Here is a 19052-nt window from a genome sequence, read left to right as displayed (position 1 = left end):
GTGCGACGGCCTACCGTCGCACACGCCATGACGCCCCCGACCGACACCTCCGCCGCCACCCCCGCCACCGCCGGTCCGGGTGACCACCGGGTCGTACCCACGGTCGGCCCGGTGGCCGCCCCGGACCTGCACCTCATGACCTACAACGTGCGGCGGCGCATGCCGCAGGTGCTGACCACCCGTCACGCGCTGGCCGACCGGTGGTCGTCCCGGCTGCCGGCGCTGCGCCTCCTGCTCGAGGCCGAGCGACCCTCGGTGCTGGGCATCCAGGAGGCGCTACCCGACCAGTCCGCGCAGCTCGCGGACGCCCTCGGCGCCGACTACGCCTCGGTCGGCACGGGTCGCGACCGCGACCGCGGCGGCGAGCGCGTCGAGCTGTACGTCGACACCGCCCGGCTGAGGATCGTCCGCCACGAGGCGCTCTGGCTCTCGGCCACCCCCACGGTGCCGGGGTCGCGCTCGTACGGCAACATGATCCCCCGCACGGCCGTCCACGCCGAGCTCGAGGACCTCGCGACCGGAGCCCGACTGCACGTGGTCGTGACGCACTTCGACCACCTCTCGGCCCGCTCGCGGCGACACTCCGCCGTGCAGCTGCGCACCTTCACCGACGCCCTCGACGGGCCCGTCGTCGTGATGGGCGACTTCAACGCCGTGGTCGACTCCCCCGCGCACCGCGAACTGACCCGCGGCAGGCTGGTCGACAGCCGCGTGGTGGCCGACGTGCGGCTCGACCCGGGCTGGGGCTCGTACTCGAACTACGGCCCGCCCCGCACCGGCGGCCGCCGCCTGGACTGGCTGCTCGTCGACACCGGGGCCCACGTCGAGCGGGCCGGCGTCGGCGGGGTCCGTCCCGGCGGCGTCGCCCCCTCCGACCACGACCCGGTGCACGCCGTCGTGCGCTGGCCGTCCGGGCACGCCGGACACCGTCCCGCCGAGCACCGTCCCGCAGAGCACCACCCCGAGGAGTCCTGAGATGCCCACCGTCGCCGAGACCTTCCTCCGCCGCCCGCACGGAGTCCTCGAGTACGTCGCCGACGCCGTCCGCGTGGTCGCCGCGCTGAGCGTCGTCGTGGTCGGCGTCGGCTGGGGCGTCGTCGAGATCGCCGTGCTGATGCTGGCCCTGCTCGGCACCCTCGTGCCCCGCATGCTCGGCCTCCGGGCGACGTTCGACCTGATGGTCGGCGTCGCCGCGCTGGGCGCCGCCTGGAGCAGCGTCTTCGAGCTCTACACCCGGGTCACGGGCTACGACACGGTCGTGCACTTCGTGCTCAACGGCCTGCTCGCCGCGGTGTTCGTCGTCCTGGCCCACCGCGCCGGCTGGATCGTGTCGCCGGGCCGCCGTGACGGACGAGGAGGCGCGGGTCGCTCCGCCCGCGTCGGCTCAGTCCTGCTGACGGTCGCGTTCGGCCTGGCGGCCGGCACCCTGTGGGAGATGGGCGAGTGGGCGGGCCACACCCTCGTCGACTCGGCGATCTTCGTCGGCTACGACGACACGATCGGCGACCTCGCCGCGGGCGGCCTCGGCTCGCTGCTGGCCGGGCTGGCGCTGCCGTTCCTCGTGGGGGGCGACGTCCGCGGCCGGGCCGCGCGCGCCTCCTCGTCCGGAGCCGGTGCCGGCGCGGGTGCCGACGGACACGGGGGCGACGCCGTCGGCCACGGCCGCCCGCGCGTCCACCACCGCTGAGGGCGCCCAGCCGAGCCGCGTGAAGACGCCGGCCGGATCGGCGCGCAACCAGCGCGACCACGGCAGGCCGTCGGTGCCGTGGACCGTGAACGAGTGCAGCGCCCGGTACGTCCGCAGCCACGGGGCGTTGCCCGGGTCGAGCGGCCGGGCCGAGATGCCCGTGACGACGTCGCGGCGGTAGGCGATGCGGCCCCGACCGGCGAGTTGGCGGTCGCCGAGGTGCAGGGCGAGGTCCATGTCGTCGTGCAGCAGGGTCTCGTGCCGATGCACCTCGTCGCGGACGTCGAGCCAGGCGGTGCGGCGCATCATCATCGTCGAGCCGAACAGCGGCCAGTGCGCCAGGGCGGCCCCGATCACGAGGTGGTACGCGCCGACGTAGAGAGCGGAGAGCAGGCGTTCGACGCCGACGGGCGCGTCGTAGAAGCGGGCGTTCGTGCTCACGGCGAGCACGTCCGGCTCGTCGACGAGGGTGCCGAGCAGATCGGCGACCCAGGTGCGGGGCAGGACGCTGTCGGCGTCGACCCGGCCGATGAGGTCGGCGGGCGCGGGGGCGCCCGCCTCGGCACCCACCCCGGCGGCGGCGTCGTAGCCCGTGCTGGCGGCCGCGGCGATGCCGACCTCGGCCTCGGCGACCACGCGGGCACCGTGCCGCAGGGCGACCTCGACGGTGTCGTCCGTGCTGCCGTTGTCGACGACGATCACCTCGTCGGGCACGCGCGTCTGCCGCGCGAGCGACCGGAGGCACGCGTCGAGCAGGGCTCCGTCGTCTCGGACGGGGACGACGACACAGACACGCACTCGCCCATCCAACCCGGTCGGGGCGGGTCACGTCGAGCGTTCACACCCCAGGACGTCGCCGACACCCGTCGTCGCGCACGGGGGTCTCGGCGGTTTCCCGGGGTCTGGCCGCACGCTCGCCCGGCGAGAGCAGACTCGGCGCATGATCCCGACCGCCGCCGAACCGATCGTCCCCATGCTCGCGAAGGCCGTGGCCGACGTGCCCGAGCCCGACTCCGTCGAGGGCGGGCTCGTCTACGAACCCAAGTGGGACGGGTTCCGCGGCATCGTGTACGCCGAGCGCGCGGCCGCCGGCACCGACGACTCCGACGGCGCCCCGCTCACGATCGAGATCGGCAGCCGCGGCTCGAAGATGCTGACCCGGTACTTCCCCGAGCTGGTCGATGCCCTCGCGCGCCTCCTGCCAGGGCCCTGCGTGCTCGACGGCGAGATCGTCGTGCGCACCGGCGAGCCCGGTCACGAACGACTCGACTGGGACGCGCTGGGCCAGCGCATCCACCCGGCCGCGTCGCGCGTCGCGAAGCTCAGCGTCGAGACCCCCGCGATGTTCGTCGCGTTCGACCTGCTCGCCCTGGGCGACCGCGACCTGCTCGGCGCCCCGTTCGCCGAGCGCCGCGCGCTGCTGCTCGAGACGGTCGGCCCCGAGGGAGGCACCGGCAGAGGTGCCACCGGCACGGCAGGAGGCGCGGACCACCCCCTGCACGTCAGCCAGGCCACCGACGACGTAGCGACCGCACGTCGGTGGCTGACCGAGTTCGAGGGCGCCGGGCTCGACGGGGTCGTCGCGAAGCCGACCCGCGCCTCCTACGCTCCGGGCAAGCGGACGATGCTCAAGGTCAAGCACCACCGCACCGCGGACGTCGTGGTGCTCGGCTACCGCGTCCACAAGAGCGGCTCGGGCGTGGGGTCGCTGCTGCTCGGGCTCTACGACGACGAGGGCGAACTGCGCAACGTCGGAGGCGCGTCCGCGTTCTCGGACGCCCGTCGCCTCGAGCTGGTCGACGAGTTGGCACCGTTCGTCGACCGCGACGACGACGGCGAGGTGCGTCACGCCGAGACCGAGCGCAGCCGCTTCTCGTCGGGCAAGGACGTGTCGTTCGTCCCGCTGCGCCCCGAGCGCGTGGTCGAGGTGCGGTACGACCAGATGGAGGGCTCCCGGTTCCGCCACACCGTGCAGGTCGAACGGTGGCGCGACGACCGCGAGGCCCGCTCGTGCGGGTTCGACCAGCTCGAGGTGCCGGCGGCGTACGACCTGGGCGAGGTGCTCGCCTAGGCGGGTGTCGGTGACCGCGCGGGGCTGGCGGTGGTGAGCCGCGCCTCCTCGGCCCCGCCGGCTCAGTCGGCGGCGGGCTTCCGCGCCCGGCTGGGTTGCACGCGGGGCGGCTCGCCGGGCATCTTCGGGAAGTCGGGCGGGAAGGGCAGCTCGCCGAGACCGTCGGCGACGTCGCGCTCCCACCAGGCGAGCAGTGTGTCGATGCGCCCCGGCGACTCGTGCATCGAGCCCCACGGGTCGCCGTGGGTCTGCAGTCGCTCGGGCACCGTCAGCACGGTGTGCTCGGCCGGGTCGATTCCGGGCAGGTCGTCCCACGTGACCGGCAGGGACACGGAGGCGCGGGGCAGCGCCCGGGGAGACCACGCCCCCGCCATGGTGCGGTCGCGATTGGCCTGGTTGTAGTCGACGAAGAGGCGGTCGCCGCGTTCCTCCTTCCACCACGCGGTGGTGACGCGGTCGGGGGTGCGGCGTTCGAGCTCGCGGGCGGCGGCGATCACGGCGTGCCGCACCTCGAGGAACTCGTGCGTCGGCTCGATCGGCGCGAAGACGTGCAGGCCCCGGTTGCCGCTCGTCTTGACGAACGCGGTGAGCCCCGCCTCGTCGAGCACGGCCCGGAGGTCGAGCGCGGCCGTCACGGCGTCCGCGAAGCAAGTGCCCGGCTGCGGGTCGAGGTCGATGCGCAGCTGGTCGGGCAGGTCGGGCTGCTCGGCGCGCGAGGCCCACGGGTGGAAGACCAGGGTGTTCATCTGGGCCGCCCAGACCGCGGCGGCGGGCTCGTCGACCACGAGCTGCGGGTGCACGCGACCGCTCGGGTAGGTGACGTCGACGGCTCGCACGTAGTCGGGGGTGCCGCGGGGCGGGTTCTTCGAGAAGTACTGGTCGCCGTCGACGTCGCCGCCGAAGCGCTGCAGCGAGATCGGACGGTCGCCGTTGGCCGCGACGAAGGGCGTGCCGACCTCGGCCAGGTACCGGGCCAGGTCGAGCTTCGTCACGCCGAGGTCGGGCCAGAGCACGCGCTACGGACTGCTGATGCGGACGTCGCGGTCGCCCACCCGCAGGGTCGTCGCCTCGGATGCCATGTGCGTGACGCTAGTCCCGTCGCGCCGCCGGGGCACGAGGTGCCGGCGTTCACGGGGTGTTCACCCGGGCGTCGCTTCCGTCCGAGATGGTTCGGTCCACACCCGACGAAACGGACACCCGAATGCGCACGCCCTTGCTCCGCCTCGGCGCCCTGACCCTGGCCGGCTCGATCGCCGCCGCCGGGCTCGTGGCCACGAGCGCCCTGCCCGCCCTCGCGGCCGACGCCGACGTCGTCGTCAACGAGATCGACACGACCGACGACTGGGTCGAGCTGCTCAACACCGCCGCCACCCCCACCGACGTGTCGGGCTTCGTGCTGCGCGACAGCAACGACACGCGGACCCTCGCCCTGCCCGCGGGTACGGTCCTCGCCGCCGGCGAGCGCCTGGTCGTCGACGTCGCCGACGACGCCGTGTGGGGCGCCGCCGCCTACGGGCTCGGACGCGCCGACGCCGTCCGGCTCTACGCGGCCGACGGCACGACGCTGCTCGACTCGTACGCCTGGACGCAGTTCCCGACCACGACCTACGGCCGCTGCGCCGACGGCACCGGCGAGTTCACGACGACGGCCGCGGGAACCCGGGGCACCGCCAACGAGTGCGCGACGACACCGGCGCCGACCGACCCGACGGACCCCGCCCCGACCGACCCGACGACCCCCGCCGTGCCCGCCACCACCGACGTCGTGATCAACGAGGTCGAGTCCAACGGCGACGACACCGACTGGGTCGAGCTGACGAACGTCGGCACGGTGCCCGTCGACGTCTCGGGCTACACCTTCCGCGACGAGGACGACGTCCGCACCCCCTTCACCCTGCCCGCCGGTTCGGTCGTGCAGCCCGGTGCGTTCTTCGTGATCGACCAGGCCTCGGGCTCGAACCCGGTCGGCTTCGACTTCGGTCTCGGCCAGCCCGACTCGGCGCGCCTGTTCGACACCGCGGGCACGCTCGTCGCGTCGTCCGCCTGGAGCGTCCACAGCACGGTCAGCTACGGCCGCTGCCCCGACGGCACCGGCGAGCTGACCACGACGACCTCGACCACGAAGGGCGCGGCGAACGACTGCTCGTCGCCCGTGCGCATCAACGAGGTCGAGAGCCAGGGAGGCGCGCCCGGCGACTGGGTCGAGCTCACCACCGTGGGCACCTCGTCGGTCGACCTCGGCGGCTACGTGCTGACCGACTCCGACCCGACGCACCGCTACGTGATCCCGGCCGGGACCGTCGTCGCCCCCGGTGGCTTCGTCGTCCTCGACGAGCAGACCCCGACCTCGGCCGGCTTCGACTTCGGGCTGGGCGGTGCCGACTCGGTGCGCCTGCTGCTGCCGGACGGCACGACGGCGGCCGACGGATCGACCCTCGCCGACGAGTACTCGTGGACCTCGCACGCCGCCACCACCTACGGCCGCGGCCCCGACGGCACGGGCGACTTCGCCGTCACGTCGGCCCCGACCAAGGGCTCGGCCAACACCTTCGCCGGCGTCTCCGTGCCGACGGCCTGGCCCGGCGGACCCGACGAGGTCCCCCTGGACGACGAGGGCACCTTCACGGGCGACCTGAGCGGTCTCGACTACGAGCCGACCGGCACGGCCACCGCCGGCACGCTCTGGGCGGTGCAGAACGGCGACGGCCTGCTCTACCGCATCGTCCCGGACGGCGCCGGCGGCTGGGCTCCGCAGACGACCGACGGCTGGGTCGCCGGCAAGAAGCTGCTGTACCCGAGCGGGGTCGCGACCGACATCGTGGACGCCGAGGGCGTCACGGTCGCCGACGACTCGTCCGCCGGGGGCGTCTACGTGTCGACCGAGCGCAACAACGCCTCGGGCTCCGTCAGCCGCCCCTCGGTGCTGCGGTACGACGCCGCGACCGCGAGCCCGGCCACGACCCTGGTCGCCACCGACGAGTGGAACCTCGCCGCGGACTTCCCCGGCCTGGGGGCCAACGCGGGCCTCGAGGGCATCACCTGGGTGCCCGACGCGTGGCTGACCGAGGCGGGGTTCGTCGACGAGGCGACCGGCGCCTCCTACGATCCGGCCACCTACGCCGGCCACGGTGACGGGCTCTTCTTCGTCGGCGTCGAGGGCACCGCGAGCGTCTACGCCTACGCCCTGATGGACGACGGTTCGTTCGAGCGCGTCGCGACGATCGCGACGTCGTTCGCCCTGGTCGCCGACCTGCAGTTCGACGCCGACCTCGACGCGCTCTGGGTCGTCTGCGACGAGGCCTGCTCGGGCCGCACGGCGCTGTTCTCGGTCGACGAGTCGGGGGCGTTCGCCGAGGACGTCGTCCACGAGGCACCGGCGAACGCCGACCGGGGGCTCGCCAACGAAGGCTTCGCGATCGCCCCGGCGGCGACGAGCGTCGACGGGTCCCGTCAGACGTTCTACGCGGACGACAACGACACCGACGGGTTCTCGCTGCGCGCCGGGACGTTCCCCGGCGTGGCGGCCGAGCCCGGGACGCCCGGCGACCCCGGCGACCCCGGGACTCCCGGGACTCCCGGCACCCCCGGTGCACCCGGGACGCCCGGCGGCCCCGGTTCTCCCGCCGATCCCGGCACGGGCGTGACGCCGATCGGTCAGGGCTCGGGCCCGGCGACGGTCGACGGGCAGCTCGCCTTCGCCGGTTCGGACGCCCGGTGGGCGGCGGCCGCGGCCCTGCTGCTCGTGCTCGCCGGGGCGGGCACCCTGATCGCCCGTCGCCGTCGCCCCACCCGCGACTGAGGAACGACGCCCCGCGAACCCCGTTCCGAACGATGAACCCGGAAGCTTCCGGGTTCATCGTTCGGAACGGGGTTCATCGTCGTGCGGCGGCCGGGCGGCGGCCGGGCGGCGGCCGACGGGTCGGCGCGTCAGCGGGTCAGCGGGTCAGCGGGTCAGCGGCGTCGCCGTGCCGGTGACCGTGATGCCGCCCTCGACCGGGACGTCGACCACGAGGAGGCTCGGCCGCCCGACGTGCCGCCCCTGCCTCACCACGACACGGGCAGGAGGCGCGATCAGCTCGAGCGCTCGGAGGTACCCGCCCAGCGAGGCGGCCGCCGACCCCGTCGCCGGGTCCTCCGTGAGTGAGCCGACGGGGAACAGGTTGCGCGCCTCGACCACGGTAGTCCCGGACTCGTCGACGCCCCGGGCGTGGATCACCGTGATCGTGCCGGCCCAGCCCTGCTCGTCCATCAGTGCCCTCACGGCGATCGGATCGAAACCGAAGTCGTCGAACGCCCGCTGGTCGCGGACCGCCACCACGGGGTGCCGGTTGCCCGCGAAGGACTCCCGCACCGGACGACGCTCGTCGAGGTCGGCGTGCGCGAGGCCAAGCAACGCCAGCAGCCGGTCGGTGACGGTCGGGTCGAGGTCGCGCACGACGGGGTCGACGCTCGTGAACGACGCCGTCACCGGGCCCGTGACGACGTCGGCACCGCCGCGCGACGTCTCGATCACGACCGGGCCGACCGCCGTCGCGAGCGTGAAGGCTCCGACCCCGCGAACCTCGGCCAGGGCGACGGCGGTGGCGATCGTCGCGTGGCCGCAGAACGGGACCTCGGCCCCGGGCGAGAAGTAGCGCACGGCCACGTGCCGGTCGTCCCCGGCGCGTGACGGTTCGACCACGAACGCCGTCTCGGCGTACCCCACCTCGGCGGCGATCCGCAGCATGTCGGCGGCCGAGAGGGCCGACGCGTCGAGCACGACGCCGGCCGGGTTGCCCCCGCCCGGCCCGTCGGCGAAGGCCGTCAGGTGCAGCACCTCGACGGACGGGGCGGACGGCGAGGCAGCGGCGGGGTCGTCGGGGTCGTCGGGAGGCGAGGGTCTGCGGTCGGTCACGACGCCACTGTGCCGCACCGCGCCTCCTCGTGGCCAGCGCCACCCGGGGCCGGGTGGCCCGCCCGGCTCTCGAGACCCTGCCGAGCCGTGCCGGACCCCGAGCCGCCTCACACGACCCGACCGGCCTCGAGCCTCGTCACGCGGTGCGCCGCGTCGAGCAGCAGCGGATCGTGCGAGACGGCGAGGACGGCCGCGCCCCGGGTCGCCTCGTCGAGCAGCGTCACCCGGATGCGTTCGGCGCTCACCGCGTCGAGCCCGGTCGTGGGCTCGTCGAGCACCAGCAGGTCGGCCCCGCGCGCCAGCCCGTGGGCGAGGAGCGCGCGCTGCCGCTGACCGCCCGAGAGCGCGGCGAAGGGTCGCTGCGCGAGATCGGCGACGTCCAGGCGGTCGAGCGCCTCGTCGACGGCGGCGCGGGCTCGACGGTCCAGGGGACGCCACCGGCCCACGCGACCCCAGGCGCCGACCGTCACGACGTCGCGCACGGTGACCGGGAGCCCGTCCGGGATCGACGTGCGCTGCGGGACGAACGCGATCGTCGCGGTGACCGACCGCGTGCCCGACGTCGGCTGCCGGACACCCGCGACGACCTCGAGCAGCGTCGACTTGCCGGCCCCGTTCGGACCAGCCACCACCGTGACGACCCCGACGGGCACGTCGAGGTCGACGTCGGCGAGGGCCGTGCGGTCGCCGAACGACACGCCCACCCCCAGGAGGCGCGCCGGGGTCGGGGGAACGGCGGCGGTGTTCGTCGTCATGCGACCACCCTAGTTGATAAGCGTTCTCATTCTCAGCTACGGTCGTGTCTCGTGCCCTTCTTCTCCACCGCCGTCCTCGAGCCGTTCTCGCTCGACTTCGTCCAGCGCGCCCTCGTCGGCGGCGGCCTCGTCGCGATCCTCTGCGGCGTCGTCGGCACCTGGGTCGTGGTGCGCGGCATGGCCTTCCTCGGCGAGGCGCTCGCGCACGGCATGCTGCCCGGCGTCGCCCTCGCGACCGTGCTCGGGGCTCCCGTCCTCGTCGGCGGGGCGCTCAGCGCCGTCGTCATGAGCCTCGGCGTCGCGGCGCTGCAACGACGCGGTCGCCTGTCGTACGACACGAGCATCGGCCTCCTCTTCGTCGCGATGCTCGCCCTCGGCGTCGTCGTCATCTCGCACTCGGGCAGCTTCGCCACCGACGCCACGTCGATCCTGTTCGGCGACGTCCTCGCGATCACCTCCGCGGACCTCGGCCTGCTCGCCGGTGCGACGATCGTCGGCGTCGGCCTCGCGGCCGCCTTCCACCGCCCCCTGCTGGCCCTCGCCCTCGACCCGCGACTGGCCGCCGTGCTGGGGCTCGGTCCGCGCTCGGCCCAGGCCGTGCTCGTGGGCCTGGTCACGCTCGCCGTCGTGGCCTCGTACCAGGCCGTCGGGTCGCTGCTCGTCGTCGGACTGCTGCTCGCACCGGCCGTCGCCGCGGGCCACTGGACGTCGCGCCTGCCCACGCGGATGGTCCTCTCCGCGGTGATCGGCGTGCTCGCCGTCGCCGTCGGATTGCTCGTCTCGTGGCACGCCGCGACGGCCGCCGGCGCGTCGATCGCGGCGACGGCCATCGCGTTCGCCGGACTGTCGGGCGTTGGCCACGCCGTCGTGGGCCGACGTCGGGAGCGCCGGGGCGACGGCGCCGTCCCGGCGCCCGCGAGCAGGGCACCCATCGCGACCCGCGCCTCCTGATCCGCCGCACTCCCCCACCCGCACCCGCACCCGCACCCGCACCCCGCCAGCCACGCCCACGCCCACGCCCCCACCCACCCGGAAGGACCGCATGCGATCCCCCCTCCTCTCGACCTGCCTGCTCGGCACGCTCGCCCTCGGGCTGACCGCCTGTTCGACCGGCACCGCCCCGGGCGGTGACGGCGCCGGCGGGGAGTCGTCGACCGACTCGAGCGACACCACCGGCGAGGGCCACGGCGCCGTCGCCGGTGCCGAGGAACTCGCCGAACCCCGACTCGGCCTCACCACGATCGACCCGTCGGGCACGGTCGCGCACCTCGACCTACTCGACGAGAGCGTCGTCGAGCTCGGCTCGGTCGACGCCCCGACCGCCGTGGAGACCGACGGGCGGTACCTGTTCGCCGAGACCCCTCGCGGCCTCGAGATCGTCGACAGCGGGGTCTGGACGTGGGACCACGTGGACCACTTCCACTACTACCGGGCCGACCCGCGCCTCCTCGGCACCGTCGAGGGCGACGGCGCGGCGACCGTGGCGACCACCATTCTCTCGACCTCGGGCTCGACCGGCGTGCACTTCGCCGGCTCGGGCGACGCCGTGCTGCTCGACACCGAGGCGCTGTCGCGGGGCGAGCTGCGCGAGCGGTTCCGCCTCGACGGCGAGCCCGGTGACGGCCTGGTCGTCCCCGTGGGCTCGTACGCCCTGGTGACCGAGGGTCGCGGCGAGACGATGACGCTCGTCGGGCACACCGCCGACGGCGAGGAGACGGGGCTGCGGGAGGCCTGCCCGGACGCCTCCGGCACGATCACCACGCGCGTCGGGGCCGTCGTCGGCTGCTCGGACGGGGCCCTGCTCGCGACCGTCGACGACGACGAGCTCGTCGTCGAGCACATCCCCTACCCGGCCGGCACGGCCCTGTCGTCGGGAGGCACGGCGGCCCCGGCCACCGCCTTCGACAACCGGGAGGGGCGACCCACCGTGGCCGGGCTCGCCGGCTCCGAGGGCGTCTGGCTGCTCGACACCCGGGCCCGGGCCTGGACCCTGCTGCCGGCACCGACCCCGCTGGTCACGGTGACCGCCGTGGACGACGCCGACCAGCGCCTCCTGGCCCTCGCGCAGGACGGCCGGGTGCTCGTCCTCGACGGCACCACCGGCCAGGTCGTCGCCGAGACGGCGCCGCTCGTCGCGGACTCGCTCGCCGCGGGCCGCACGCCGACGCTGATCGCCGACCAGCAGCGCGCATACCTCTCGGCCCCCGTCGAAGGGCGGCTGTTCGAGATCGACCCGGCCGACGGCGCCCGGATCGCCCGCAGCTTCGAGACGGCCACCGAGCCGGCCTTCGTCGCGGAGACGGGTCGATGAGGGCGCCGTCGCCTGCCCGCCCCCGTGTCGGGCTCGTCGGCGCCACCTGCGGCACCGCCGCCCGCGTCGCCGCCCTGACCGTCGCGGCCGCGGTGGCCCTGACCGGCTGCGCACCCGCCGGCGACGACCGCCCGGTCGTCTTCGTGTCGACGAACATCCTCGGCGACGTCGTCGACGAGCTCGTCGGCGACCAGGCCGAGGTCGTCACCCTGATGAAGCCGGACGCCGACCCGCACTCGTTCGAGATCTCGGCCCAGCAGGCGGCGCGGATGCGGGCGGCCGACCTCGTCGTCTCGAACGGCCTCGGCCTCGAGGAGGGGCTGCAGCAGCACCTCGACGCGGCGGTCGACTCCGGCGTGACCTCGTTCGTCGCCGCGGACGCGATCGACGTCCTCGACTACCGCGACGGGGACGCCGCCGGCACCCCCGACCCGCACTTCTGGACCGACCCGGGCCGCATGCTCGACGTCGTCGACGCCCTCGAGCCGGCGCTCGCGGAGGTCGACGGCGTCGACGCCGCGGCCCTCACCGCGCGCACCGCCGACTACCGGGCCGAGCTCGAGCGGCTCGACGCCGACATGGTCGACGCCTTCGCCACGATCCCCGCCGAACGTCGCGCACTCGTGACGAACCACCACGTCTTCGGCTACCTCGCCGACCGGTTCGACTTCGACGTCGTCGGGGCCGTGATCCCCGGCGGGACGACGCTCGCGGCACCGTCGGCCTCCGACCTCGCCGACCTGGTCGACGCCGTCGAGACGACGGGCGTCCCGACCGTGTTCGCCGAGTCGTCGTCGCCCGACCGGCTCGTGCAGGCCCTCGCGAGCGAGGCGGACGTCCACGTCGACGTCGTCGAGCTGTTCACCGAGTCGCTCACCGCGGCCGACGGCGACGCCCCCGACTACCTGACCATGATGCGCGTCGACACCGAGCGCATCACCACCGGGCTCTCACCCTGAGCGCCCGACCACCAGAAAGAGGAACACCCATGCGCACCACCCACCTGCGACGGACCGGCGGCTCGCTGCTCGCCCTCGGCGTCGCCGCGACCCTCGTCGCCTGTTCGACCGGCGGACCCGGCACCGCGACCGACGGCGGCGACGCGACCGGCGCCTCCTCGTCCGGCCCCCGCCTCGCGGTCTCGTCCGAGGGCCGCGTCACCGTGCTCGACGGCGAGACCCTCGAGACCGTCGGCGAGTTCGACTCCGAGGAGTTCACCCGCCTGAACCCCGCCGGCGACGGCCGACACGTCATGGTGACGACGAGCGAGGGGTTCCAGGTGCTCGACACCGCGGCCGGCAGCTCGTCCGAGCCCGCCCTGACCGACCTCGTCTTCGACGCCGACACCGCTGGCCACGTCGTCCGACACGGCGGCAAGACGATCCTCTACGCCGACGGCACGAGCGACACCACCGTGTTCGAGTCCGCCGACCTGACCGACGCCGTCACCGACGGCGAGCTGCCCGCGATCGAGACCGTCGAGGGCGTCGAGGCGCACCACGGCGTCTCGGTCGTGCTCGAGGACGGCACCTTCCTGACGACGGTCGGCGACTCCGACGGCCGCACGGGCATCGAGGTGCGCGACGCCGACGGTGCCGTGGTCGCGCAGAGCGACGAGTGCCCGGGCGTCCACGGCGAGGGCACCGCGGCCGACGAGGCCGTCGTGTTCGGCTGCGAGGACGGCGCGCTGGTCTACCACGACGGCACGATCACCAAGCTCGCCTCGCCCTCGCAGCCCTACGGCCGCATGGGCAACGCGTGGGTCAGCGAGACCAGCCCGATCGTCGTCGGCGACCACAAGGACGACCCCGACGCCGAGGGCTACCTCCTGCACGCCGTCACCCTGATCGACACCGCCGCCGACACCCTCGACGTGGTCGACCTGCCCGAGGGCGTCGAGTACACATTCCGGGGCGTGGCCCGTGGCCCTGGCGACCTCGCGTACCTGATCGGCACCGACGGCGCGGTGCACGTGCTCGACCCCGCGACCGGCGAGCTCACCGACTCGTGGCCCGTCGTCGCCCCCTGGGAGGGCCCGGCCGAGTGGCAGGACGCCCACCCCGCGATCGTCGTCGCGGGTGACGTCGGCTACGTCACCGAGCCGGCGACGAACAGCGTGCACGCGGTCGACCTGACCACGGGCGAGGTGCTGTCCTCGCGCGGACTCGACGTCACGCCGAACGAGGTCGCGGTGGCCACGGCCGACTGACGCGACCACCCCGGGGGACGAGGAGGCGCGGTGCGACGGCACCGCGCCTCCTTCGTCGTCGAGGGCTGCGCACGGCTCGTCCGGCCGGCCCGGCGCGCTCGGCCGACCCGGCCACCCCGCCCCGCCGGTCGCTGGCCCGTCCTCTGGGGTCACCTCGAACCCCGTCGCGGCGTCCCGCCGCACCGAAGATCCGAAGAGTCCGACGATTTCGTGACGTTTCGCCCTCGGGGATCGTCTCCATCGTGTGCCGCCCTTCACCGCGGCGGTGCAGCAGGACGACGGATCGAGAGGACCACCATGCCGAGCTTCTACGTCAGCGAGCCCGACGGAGAACCGGACCCGACGGGCGGCGTCACCTCGCACCCCGTCGACCTCACGGGCGGCGGCGAGGACGCCTCGTCGACCTACCGGCGCGTGCAGGACGGCGGCACCGATCTGCGCGAGGCGACCCGCCGACTCGAGACGCACTACCGGGGTCGACGTTTCCGGGCCCAGTCGGGCGGGCGACCCTTCGAGTACTCGTACGTACTCGCCGGCGACCACCGTCTGGTGCTGCAGACGTCGTCGTTCACCGCCCCGATGCAGGGCGAGATCCCCTTCCCCGGGCAGTACATCGTCGCGTGGAACCGCAGTGGTCGCACCACGCTGCACCAGCGCGGCCACACCTTCACGAGCGAGGGCTCCACGCCGTTCCTCATGCCGGCCGAGGAGGCCTTCTCGTTCGAGTCGACCCCACGGACGAACAGCATGGTGCAGGTCGGCAGCGACTTCCTCGAACGGACCGCCGCCGAACGCCACGGCGGACCCTCGCAGCGCGTCGTCTTCGACTACGCGGTCACCCCTCGCCCCGAGGCGGTCGCGGCCTGGCGCGCCGCCGTCGGCTCGAGCGCCGCGGCCGTCGTGGCCCAGCAGACGTCCCCGCTCGTGCGACTCGAGGCCCAGCTCACCCTCGCCCGGGCCATGCTCGACCTCTTCCCGTGGCGCGCCGTCGACGTGCCCGTCGGCCTGCGCACGCAGGAGGCCGCCCGCGTCCGGCACGCGGTCGAGTACATCCACGCCCACGCCGCCGAACCGCTCACCCCGGCCGACATCGCCGAGGCGTCGGGCATGCACACCCGCACCCTGCAGACGTCGATGAAGGAACACCTCGGCACGTCACCGGCGGCGTACCTGCGCCAGGTGCGCCTCGACCGCGTCCACGACGAACTGCTCGCGGCGGCGCCGGACGAGACCCGCGTCTCGGACGTCGCCCGGCGCTGGGGCTTCGGCAACTTCGGCCGGTTCGCGGGGTCGTACGCCGCGCGCTTCGACGAGTACCCCCGCGACACGCTCGCCCGCTAGCGACGCCGCGGCCCGCGCCGCGCTGCCCGGCTCCGCCCCGAGGAGGCGGTGGTCGAGTGGGCAGGAAGCGTCCTTCCCGGTGCCGCGAGGGACATCTTCTGCCCACTCGATCGTCAGGCGCCCTGCTGGTCGGACCCCTGCTGCTGGGCGTAGGCCTCGGGGCCCTGTTCGGCCGCCGACGGGTCCATCCAGCCGAACTCGAGGATGTTGCCGTCCGGGTCGGTCAGCTGACGCTGGTACATGAAGCCGTAGTCCGACGCGGGGCGCGCCTCCGTCCCTCCGGCGCCGAGGCCGGCCCTGACCGTGGTGTCGACGTCGTCCCGCGAGTCGAGCATGACGGCGGTGGCGACCGAGGGAGCGGTGGTCGGGTCACCGATGGGCAGGTCGGTGAAGGTCTGGAAGAAGTCGCGCGTGAGGATCATGAACGCGCTGTGGTCTTCTTCCACGACCACGCAGGCGGCGTTTTCGTCGGTGAAGAGCGGATTGATGGTGAACCCGAGCGCCGTGTAGAACGACTTCGCCCGGTCGAGGTCGGTCACGGGCAGGTTGACGAAGATCATGGGCACGGGGTTCTCCTTCGAACGGTCCACGGGTGGTGAGCCACACAGTGGACCCGCCCGGGTGCGCCGTCAAGGCCTTCATGACCGCTCAGAAGTCGAGCAGGCGCAACCTCACGCTCACGGTGTCGCCCACCCCGACGCCCTCGGCGTCGCGCACGGCTCGCTTGACGGGCAGGGCGTAGGCGTTCTCGTCGCCGAGGGGGAAGACCGACGTGGCGAACGTCGACGAGCCGACCCGCGCCTCCACCCGGACGGAACCCCAGCCGCGCAGCAGGTCGCCGGCCACCATCAGGACGTGGTCCTCGACCTCGGGCGGCAGGCTGACGAACGTGTAGAAGGCCCGCCGGCTCTCCCACCGCCACAGGTCGGCGTCGAACGTGAACTCCATCGCCGCCCCTCCTCTCGCCGTGAACCGTCCCGTCGAACCTAGTGCCGGTGCCCCGGCCCGGCCCCCGGCCCGCTCCACACGGGGAACGGGTCGGCGAAGTCGCGCCAGCCCGCCGGGTCGCCCAGCAGCTCGTCGTCGGTCAGGAGGCACGCGTCGAGCTCACGACGGATCGTCGCGACGTCGAGGTCGAGGCCGAAGAAGGCGATCTGCTGGCCGTGGGGCGAGTCGGGATGCCACGACGGGCTCGAGGTGGGGTCGAGGCTCAGCATCTGCCCGACGCTCGACCACGAGCCGACGCGGTCGCAGCGCGTCGCGAACTGCGTGAACCCGCGGGAGCGCAGCAGCGTGCCGACGGCGCCCGGGGCGAAGGTGTGCTCGACCGCCAGGGCGAGGCGGCCGGGGTGGAACGGGCGCTCGTCCCGGTAGACGTAGGTCGTGACCACCCCGTCGTGGTCGAGGTCGGGGGTGTGCTCCGAGAGGGCCTGCATCCAGCCGGCGGCGCCGCCGAGCTGCGCCGCGCCTCCCGGGCTCTCGAGTGTCTCGCGTCGCACGGCGGCGACGCTCGCGACGCGGCTCTCCGGTGCCAGTCGTGCGAGCAGCCGGCGGACCGTCCGCAGGTCACGCGGGCGCACGGCGGCCGTGTCGACCAGGACGATCACGGTCGCGTACTCGACGAGGTCGACGACGTGCTCGGCGGCGAGGAACCGGTCGTCGACACCGCCCAGCACGAGGTCGGCCAGGTCGACCGCGCTGACGACCGAGACGACGTGCTGCAGCAGCGAGCGACCGTCGGGCCGGCCCAGGGACGAGTCGAGCAGGGAGCCGAGCAGCAGCCCGGTGGCGCGGCTCGGCGTGCCGGCCGCGAGCGTGACCACGACGTCGATCGGCTGCCGGTCGTGGGCGAGGTCGAGCGCGAGCCGGTGCCCGGCGTCGGCGGCGTCGTGCACGTCCGGGCCCGAGTCGACCCGACGGCTCGTCGACCCGGCCAGCCGGTCGGCCACGAGATCGACCTCGGACGGGCTCTGGCCCGTCACGAGGACGACTCCCCGGTGGCGTGGGGACGAGGAGGCGCGGGTCGGTTCGGTCATGCCCCCACGCTAGGTGATAATGGTTCTCACTAACAACCGCACCACCACATCGACACCAGGAGGCACCCGTGAAGGTCCGCAACTCGCTCAAGGCGCTCAAGAAGATCCCCGGTTCGCAGGTCGTCCGCCGCCGCGGCCGGGTCTACGTCATCAACAAGAAGGACCCGCGGTGGAACACGCGCCAGGGGTGAGGCCGTCTGGCAGGATCTCCTGATGCCTGCCGACCGATCGCCCCGCCGCCCCGACGTCACGACCACCGAGATCATGGGTGGAGCCGAGGCGGTCCGGGTCGCCCTGCACGACTACGACGAGCGCTGGCCGGCCGAGTTCGCCGAGCACCGACGCCGCATCGTCGAGGCCCTCGCGCCGTCGGGCATCGCGCCGTCGGGCATCGCGGTCGACGTCGAGCACATCGGCTCGACGTCGGTGCCGGGCCTCGCGGCGAAGCCGATCGTCGACGTCGTGGTCGCGGTGCCCGACATCACCGCGGAAGAGGACTACCTCGACCCGTTGCTCGCCGCGGGTTACGAGCTGCGGGTGCGTGAACCCGGGCACCGACTCGTGCGGACGCCCGATCGCAGTGTCCACGTCCACGTCTACGAGCAGGGCGCCGCGGCCATCGACGAGTACCTGCTGCTGCGCGACCACCTGCGCACCGACGCCGCCGACCGCGAGCTCTACGCGAGCGTCAAGCGCGACCTGCTCGACCGCCGCTGGGACGACATGAACGACTACGCCGACGCCAAGACCGAGGTCGTCACGGCCATCAAGGCGCGGGCCCGTGCAGCCCGGGACGCAGCCCGCGAGCGCTGAACGGAGCGGGCACGGCCTCAGACGGCCGACGTCGCCGCCATCGACTGCAGCCCGGTGACGCGCAGCAGGTCGAGTCGCGCCTCGTCGTCGGAGCCCGGTGCGACCGTGTAGACGACGATCCGTAGGTCGCCCGGCGCGGTCAGCACGTCGCAGTCGATCGTGATCGGGCCGGCCGGCGTGTTCGTCACCGTCTTGCGACTGGCCCGGTGCTCGGCCACCTTGGCCTCGGCCCAGCGGCGTGCGAACTCGGGCGACGTGTCGAGCAGGCGCGACACGAGGTGGTCGAGCGAGCGATCCGACGGGTAGCGCCCCACGGCCGCCCGCAGGTCGGCGGCGAGGTCGCTCGCGAAGTCCTCCTCGTGCTGCGCGTCGAAGTCGGTGCCCGCGTGGCCGGACGTGAAGTGCCGCCAGACGAGGTTGCGCTCGAGCCCGACGAGACGCGACGGGTCGCCGTTGACCGCCGCCCAGAGGGGGTTCCAGAGCAGGATGTCGTGGGTCGCCGAGAAGACGGCCAGCGGCACGTCGCCGAGCCGGTCGACGATGCGTTGCACGCCGGGCCCCACGTGGCGCGGGACGACCTCGGCCGACGGAGGCGCGGCGCCGGCCGAGCGGTAGAGGTGGTCGCGTTCGTCGTCGCTCAGGCGCAGGGCCACCGCCAGGGCACGGAGCATCTGCGGTGACGGATTGGTCGCCCGACCCTGCTCGAGGCGGACGACGTAGTCGACGCTCACCCCGGCGAGCGCCGCCAGCTCTTCGCGGCGCAGGCCCGTCGTCCGGCGCCCCACCCCCGCCGGCAGCCCCACGTCGGCGGGGCTGACCCGGTCACGCCACGACCGCAACACGTCGGCGAACTCGCTCATGCGCCCATCCTCCCCCGCCCCGCGCACCCGAGGGTGGTACCGCCAGTCCTCCCGTCGTGCGGGGCCTGGGTGCCC

General features: G+C 74.1%; 18 protein-coding genes. 10 read left to right on the top strand and 8 right to left on the bottom strand.

From position 1 onward, the window contains the following. The first annotated feature begins 27 nt into the window (after nucleotides 1–27). Nucleotides 28–975, top strand: a complete 948-nt coding sequence (locus ASE87_RS00355) for an endonuclease/exonuclease/phosphatase family protein (protein ID WP_056225011.1) — start codon at nucleotides 28–30, stop codon at nucleotides 973–975. Nucleotides 976–1384: 409 nt separating this feature from the next. Here ASE87_RS00355 and ASE87_RS00350 read toward each other — a convergent pair whose 3' ends face one another. Further along, on the bottom strand, nucleotides 1385–2485 hold the full coding sequence (locus ASE87_RS00350) for a glycosyltransferase family A protein (protein ID WP_056225006.1): 1101 nt from the start codon (nucleotides 2483–2485) through the stop codon (nucleotides 1385–1387). A 142-nt stretch (nucleotides 2486–2627) separates the two neighbouring features. Between ASE87_RS00350 and ASE87_RS00345 the strand changes: the two genes are divergently transcribed. Beyond that, on the top strand, nucleotides 2628–3758 hold the full coding sequence (locus tag ASE87_RS00345) for an ATP-dependent DNA ligase (protein ID WP_056225003.1): 1131 nt from the start codon (nucleotides 2628–2630) through the stop codon (nucleotides 3756–3758). Between the two features lie 62 nt (nucleotides 3759–3820). On the opposite strand, the gene ASE87_RS00340 is transcribed toward ASE87_RS00345, so the two are convergent. Beyond that, nucleotides 3821–4771 (bottom strand): DNA polymerase domain-containing protein, encoded by a 951-nt coding sequence (locus tag ASE87_RS00340; RefSeq protein ID WP_056225000.1) that lies wholly within the window; start codon nucleotides 4769–4771, stop codon nucleotides 3821–3823. Between the two features lie 188 nt (nucleotides 4772–4959). Here ASE87_RS00340 and ASE87_RS16430 point away from each other — a divergent pair, with 188 nt between their 5' ends. Then, on the top strand, nucleotides 4960–7557 hold the full coding sequence (locus tag ASE87_RS16430; RefSeq protein WP_056224995.1) for a lamin tail domain-containing protein: 2598 nt from the start codon (nucleotides 4960–4962) through the stop codon (nucleotides 7555–7557). Nucleotides 7558–7701: 144 nt separating this feature from the next. Here the strand turns inward: ASE87_RS16430 and ASE87_RS00330 are convergent, their stop codons facing one another. Then, nucleotides 7702–8652, bottom strand: a complete 951-nt coding sequence (locus ASE87_RS00330; protein WP_082452204.1) for a PhzF family phenazine biosynthesis protein — start codon at nucleotides 8650–8652, stop codon at nucleotides 7702–7704. 107 nt (nucleotides 8653–8759) lie between these two features. Further along, nucleotides 8760–9407: a zinc ABC transporter ATP-binding protein AztA gene (gene aztA, locus ASE87_RS00325; protein WP_056224992.1), complete on the bottom strand. Its 648-nt coding sequence runs from the start codon at nucleotides 9405–9407 to the stop codon at nucleotides 8760–8762. 51 nt (nucleotides 9408–9458) lie between these two features. On the opposite strand from aztA, the gene aztB reads away from it, so the two are divergent. The 5 genes from aztB to ASE87_RS00300 all read left to right on the top strand — a co-directional run bounded on the left by aztB (nucleotide 9459) and on the right by ASE87_RS00300 (nucleotide 15268). Continuing rightward, on the top strand, nucleotides 9459–10358 hold the full coding sequence (gene aztB / locus ASE87_RS00320; RefSeq protein ID WP_056224988.1) for a zinc ABC transporter permease AztB: 900 nt from the start codon (nucleotides 9459–9461) through the stop codon (nucleotides 10356–10358). Nucleotides 10359–10449: 91 nt separating this feature from the next. Further along, nucleotides 10450–11718 (top strand): hypothetical protein, encoded by a 1269-nt coding sequence (locus tag ASE87_RS00315; RefSeq protein WP_056224985.1) that lies wholly within the window; start codon nucleotides 10450–10452, stop codon nucleotides 11716–11718. Continuing rightward, entirely contained in the window at nucleotides 11715–12677 is a 963-nt protein-coding gene (aztC, locus tag ASE87_RS00310; RefSeq protein ID WP_082452203.1) for a zinc ABC transporter substrate-binding protein AztC, read from the top strand. The genes ASE87_RS00315 and aztC overlap by 4 nt, the downstream gene beginning before the upstream one ends. A 29-nt stretch (nucleotides 12678–12706) precedes the next feature. Next, the gene (aztD, locus tag ASE87_RS00305; RefSeq protein WP_056224982.1) at nucleotides 12707–13927 is read left to right on the top strand and encodes a zinc metallochaperone AztD; all 1221 of its coding nucleotides are present in this window, start codon (nucleotides 12707–12709) and stop codon (nucleotides 13925–13927) included. Between the two features lie 297 nt (nucleotides 13928–14224). Further along, the gene (locus ASE87_RS00300) at nucleotides 14225–15268 is read left to right on the top strand and encodes a helix-turn-helix transcriptional regulator (protein WP_056224980.1); all 1044 of its coding nucleotides are present in this window, start codon (nucleotides 14225–14227) and stop codon (nucleotides 15266–15268) included. A gap of 113 nt (nucleotides 15269–15381) precedes the next feature. On the opposite strand, the gene ASE87_RS00295 is transcribed toward ASE87_RS00300, so the two are convergent. The 3 genes from ASE87_RS00295 to ASE87_RS00285 form a co-directional block, all read right to left on the bottom strand. Next, complete coding sequence (locus ASE87_RS00295) at nucleotides 15382–15834, bottom strand: VOC family protein (RefSeq protein ID WP_157489614.1); 453 nt, start codon at nucleotides 15832–15834, stop codon at nucleotides 15382–15384. Nucleotides 15835–15916: 82 nt separating this feature from the next. After that, complete coding sequence (locus ASE87_RS00290; protein ID WP_056224975.1) at nucleotides 15917–16216, bottom strand: DUF1905 domain-containing protein; 300 nt, start codon at nucleotides 16214–16216, stop codon at nucleotides 15917–15919. 38 nt (nucleotides 16217–16254) lie between these two features. Continuing rightward, entirely contained in the window at nucleotides 16255–17304 is a 1050-nt protein-coding gene (locus ASE87_RS00285; RefSeq protein WP_082452202.1) for a GTP-binding protein, read from the bottom strand. A 68-nt stretch (nucleotides 17305–17372) separates the two neighbouring features. Here ASE87_RS00285 and ykgO point away from each other — a divergent pair, with 68 nt between their 5' ends. Further along, on the top strand, nucleotides 17373–17495 hold the full coding sequence (gene ykgO / locus ASE87_RS00280) for a type B 50S ribosomal protein L36 (protein ID WP_056224971.1): 123 nt from the start codon (nucleotides 17373–17375) through the stop codon (nucleotides 17493–17495). Between the two features lie 22 nt (nucleotides 17496–17517). Further along, the gene (locus ASE87_RS00275; RefSeq protein WP_056224968.1) at nucleotides 17518–18117 is read left to right on the top strand and encodes a GrpB family protein; all 600 of its coding nucleotides are present in this window, start codon (nucleotides 17518–17520) and stop codon (nucleotides 18115–18117) included. A 17-nt stretch (nucleotides 18118–18134) separates the two neighbouring features. Here the strand turns inward: ASE87_RS00275 and ASE87_RS00270 are convergent, their stop codons facing one another. Next, nucleotides 18135–18977, bottom strand: a complete 843-nt coding sequence (locus ASE87_RS00270; protein ID WP_056224966.1) for a helix-turn-helix transcriptional regulator — start codon at nucleotides 18975–18977, stop codon at nucleotides 18135–18137. Nucleotides 18978–19052: the final 75 nt, after the last annotated feature.

Source organism: Frigoribacterium sp. Leaf44, from assembly GCF_001421865.1.
GTDB lineage: Bacteria > Actinomycetota > Actinomycetes > Actinomycetales > Microbacteriaceae > Frigoribacterium.
The sequence above is the reverse complement of the archived record's forward strand: the minus strand, read 5'-3'. Positions and strand labels throughout refer to the sequence as shown.

Excerpts from the sequence above, each read along its gene's own strand:
- ASE87_RS00290 (WP_056224975.1), bottom strand. The coding sequence starts at position 16,216 with ATGGAGTTCACGTTCGACGCCGACCTGTGGCGGTGGGAGAGCCGGCGG.
- ASE87_RS00275 (WP_056224968.1), top strand. The coding sequence starts at position 17,518 with ATGCCTGCCGACCGATCGCCCCGCCGCCCCGACGTCACGACCACCGAG.
- ASE87_RS00285 (WP_082452202.1), bottom strand. The coding sequence starts at position 17,304 with ATGACCGAACCGACCCGCGCCTCCTCGTCCCCACGCCACCGGGGAGTC.
- ASE87_RS00300 (WP_056224980.1), top strand. The coding sequence starts at position 14,225 with ATGCCGAGCTTCTACGTCAGCGAGCCCGACGGAGAACCGGACCCGACG.
- aztD (WP_056224982.1), top strand. The coding sequence starts at position 12,707 with ATGCGCACCACCCACCTGCGACGGACCGGCGGCTCGCTGCTCGCCCTC.
- ASE87_RS00355 (WP_056225011.1), top strand. The coding sequence starts at position 28 with ATGACGCCCCCGACCGACACCTCCGCCGCCACCCCCGCCACCGCCGGT.
- aztC (WP_082452203.1), top strand. The coding sequence starts at position 11,715 with ATGAGGGCGCCGTCGCCTGCCCGCCCCCGTGTCGGGCTCGTCGGCGCC.
- ASE87_RS00345 (WP_056225003.1), top strand. The coding sequence starts at position 2,628 with ATGATCCCGACCGCCGCCGAACCGATCGTCCCCATGCTCGCGAAGGCC.
- ASE87_RS00315 (WP_056224985.1), top strand. The coding sequence starts at position 10,450 with ATGCGATCCCCCCTCCTCTCGACCTGCCTGCTCGGCACGCTCGCCCTC.
- ASE87_RS16430 (WP_056224995.1), top strand. The coding sequence starts at position 4,960 with ATGCGCACGCCCTTGCTCCGCCTCGGCGCCCTGACCCTGGCCGGCTCG.
- ASE87_RS00270 (WP_056224966.1), bottom strand. The coding sequence starts at position 18,977 with ATGAGCGAGTTCGCCGACGTGTTGCGGTCGTGGCGTGACCGGGTCAGC.
- aztA (WP_056224992.1), bottom strand. The coding sequence starts at position 9,407 with ATGACGACGAACACCGCCGCCGTTCCCCCGACCCCGGCGCGCCTCCTG.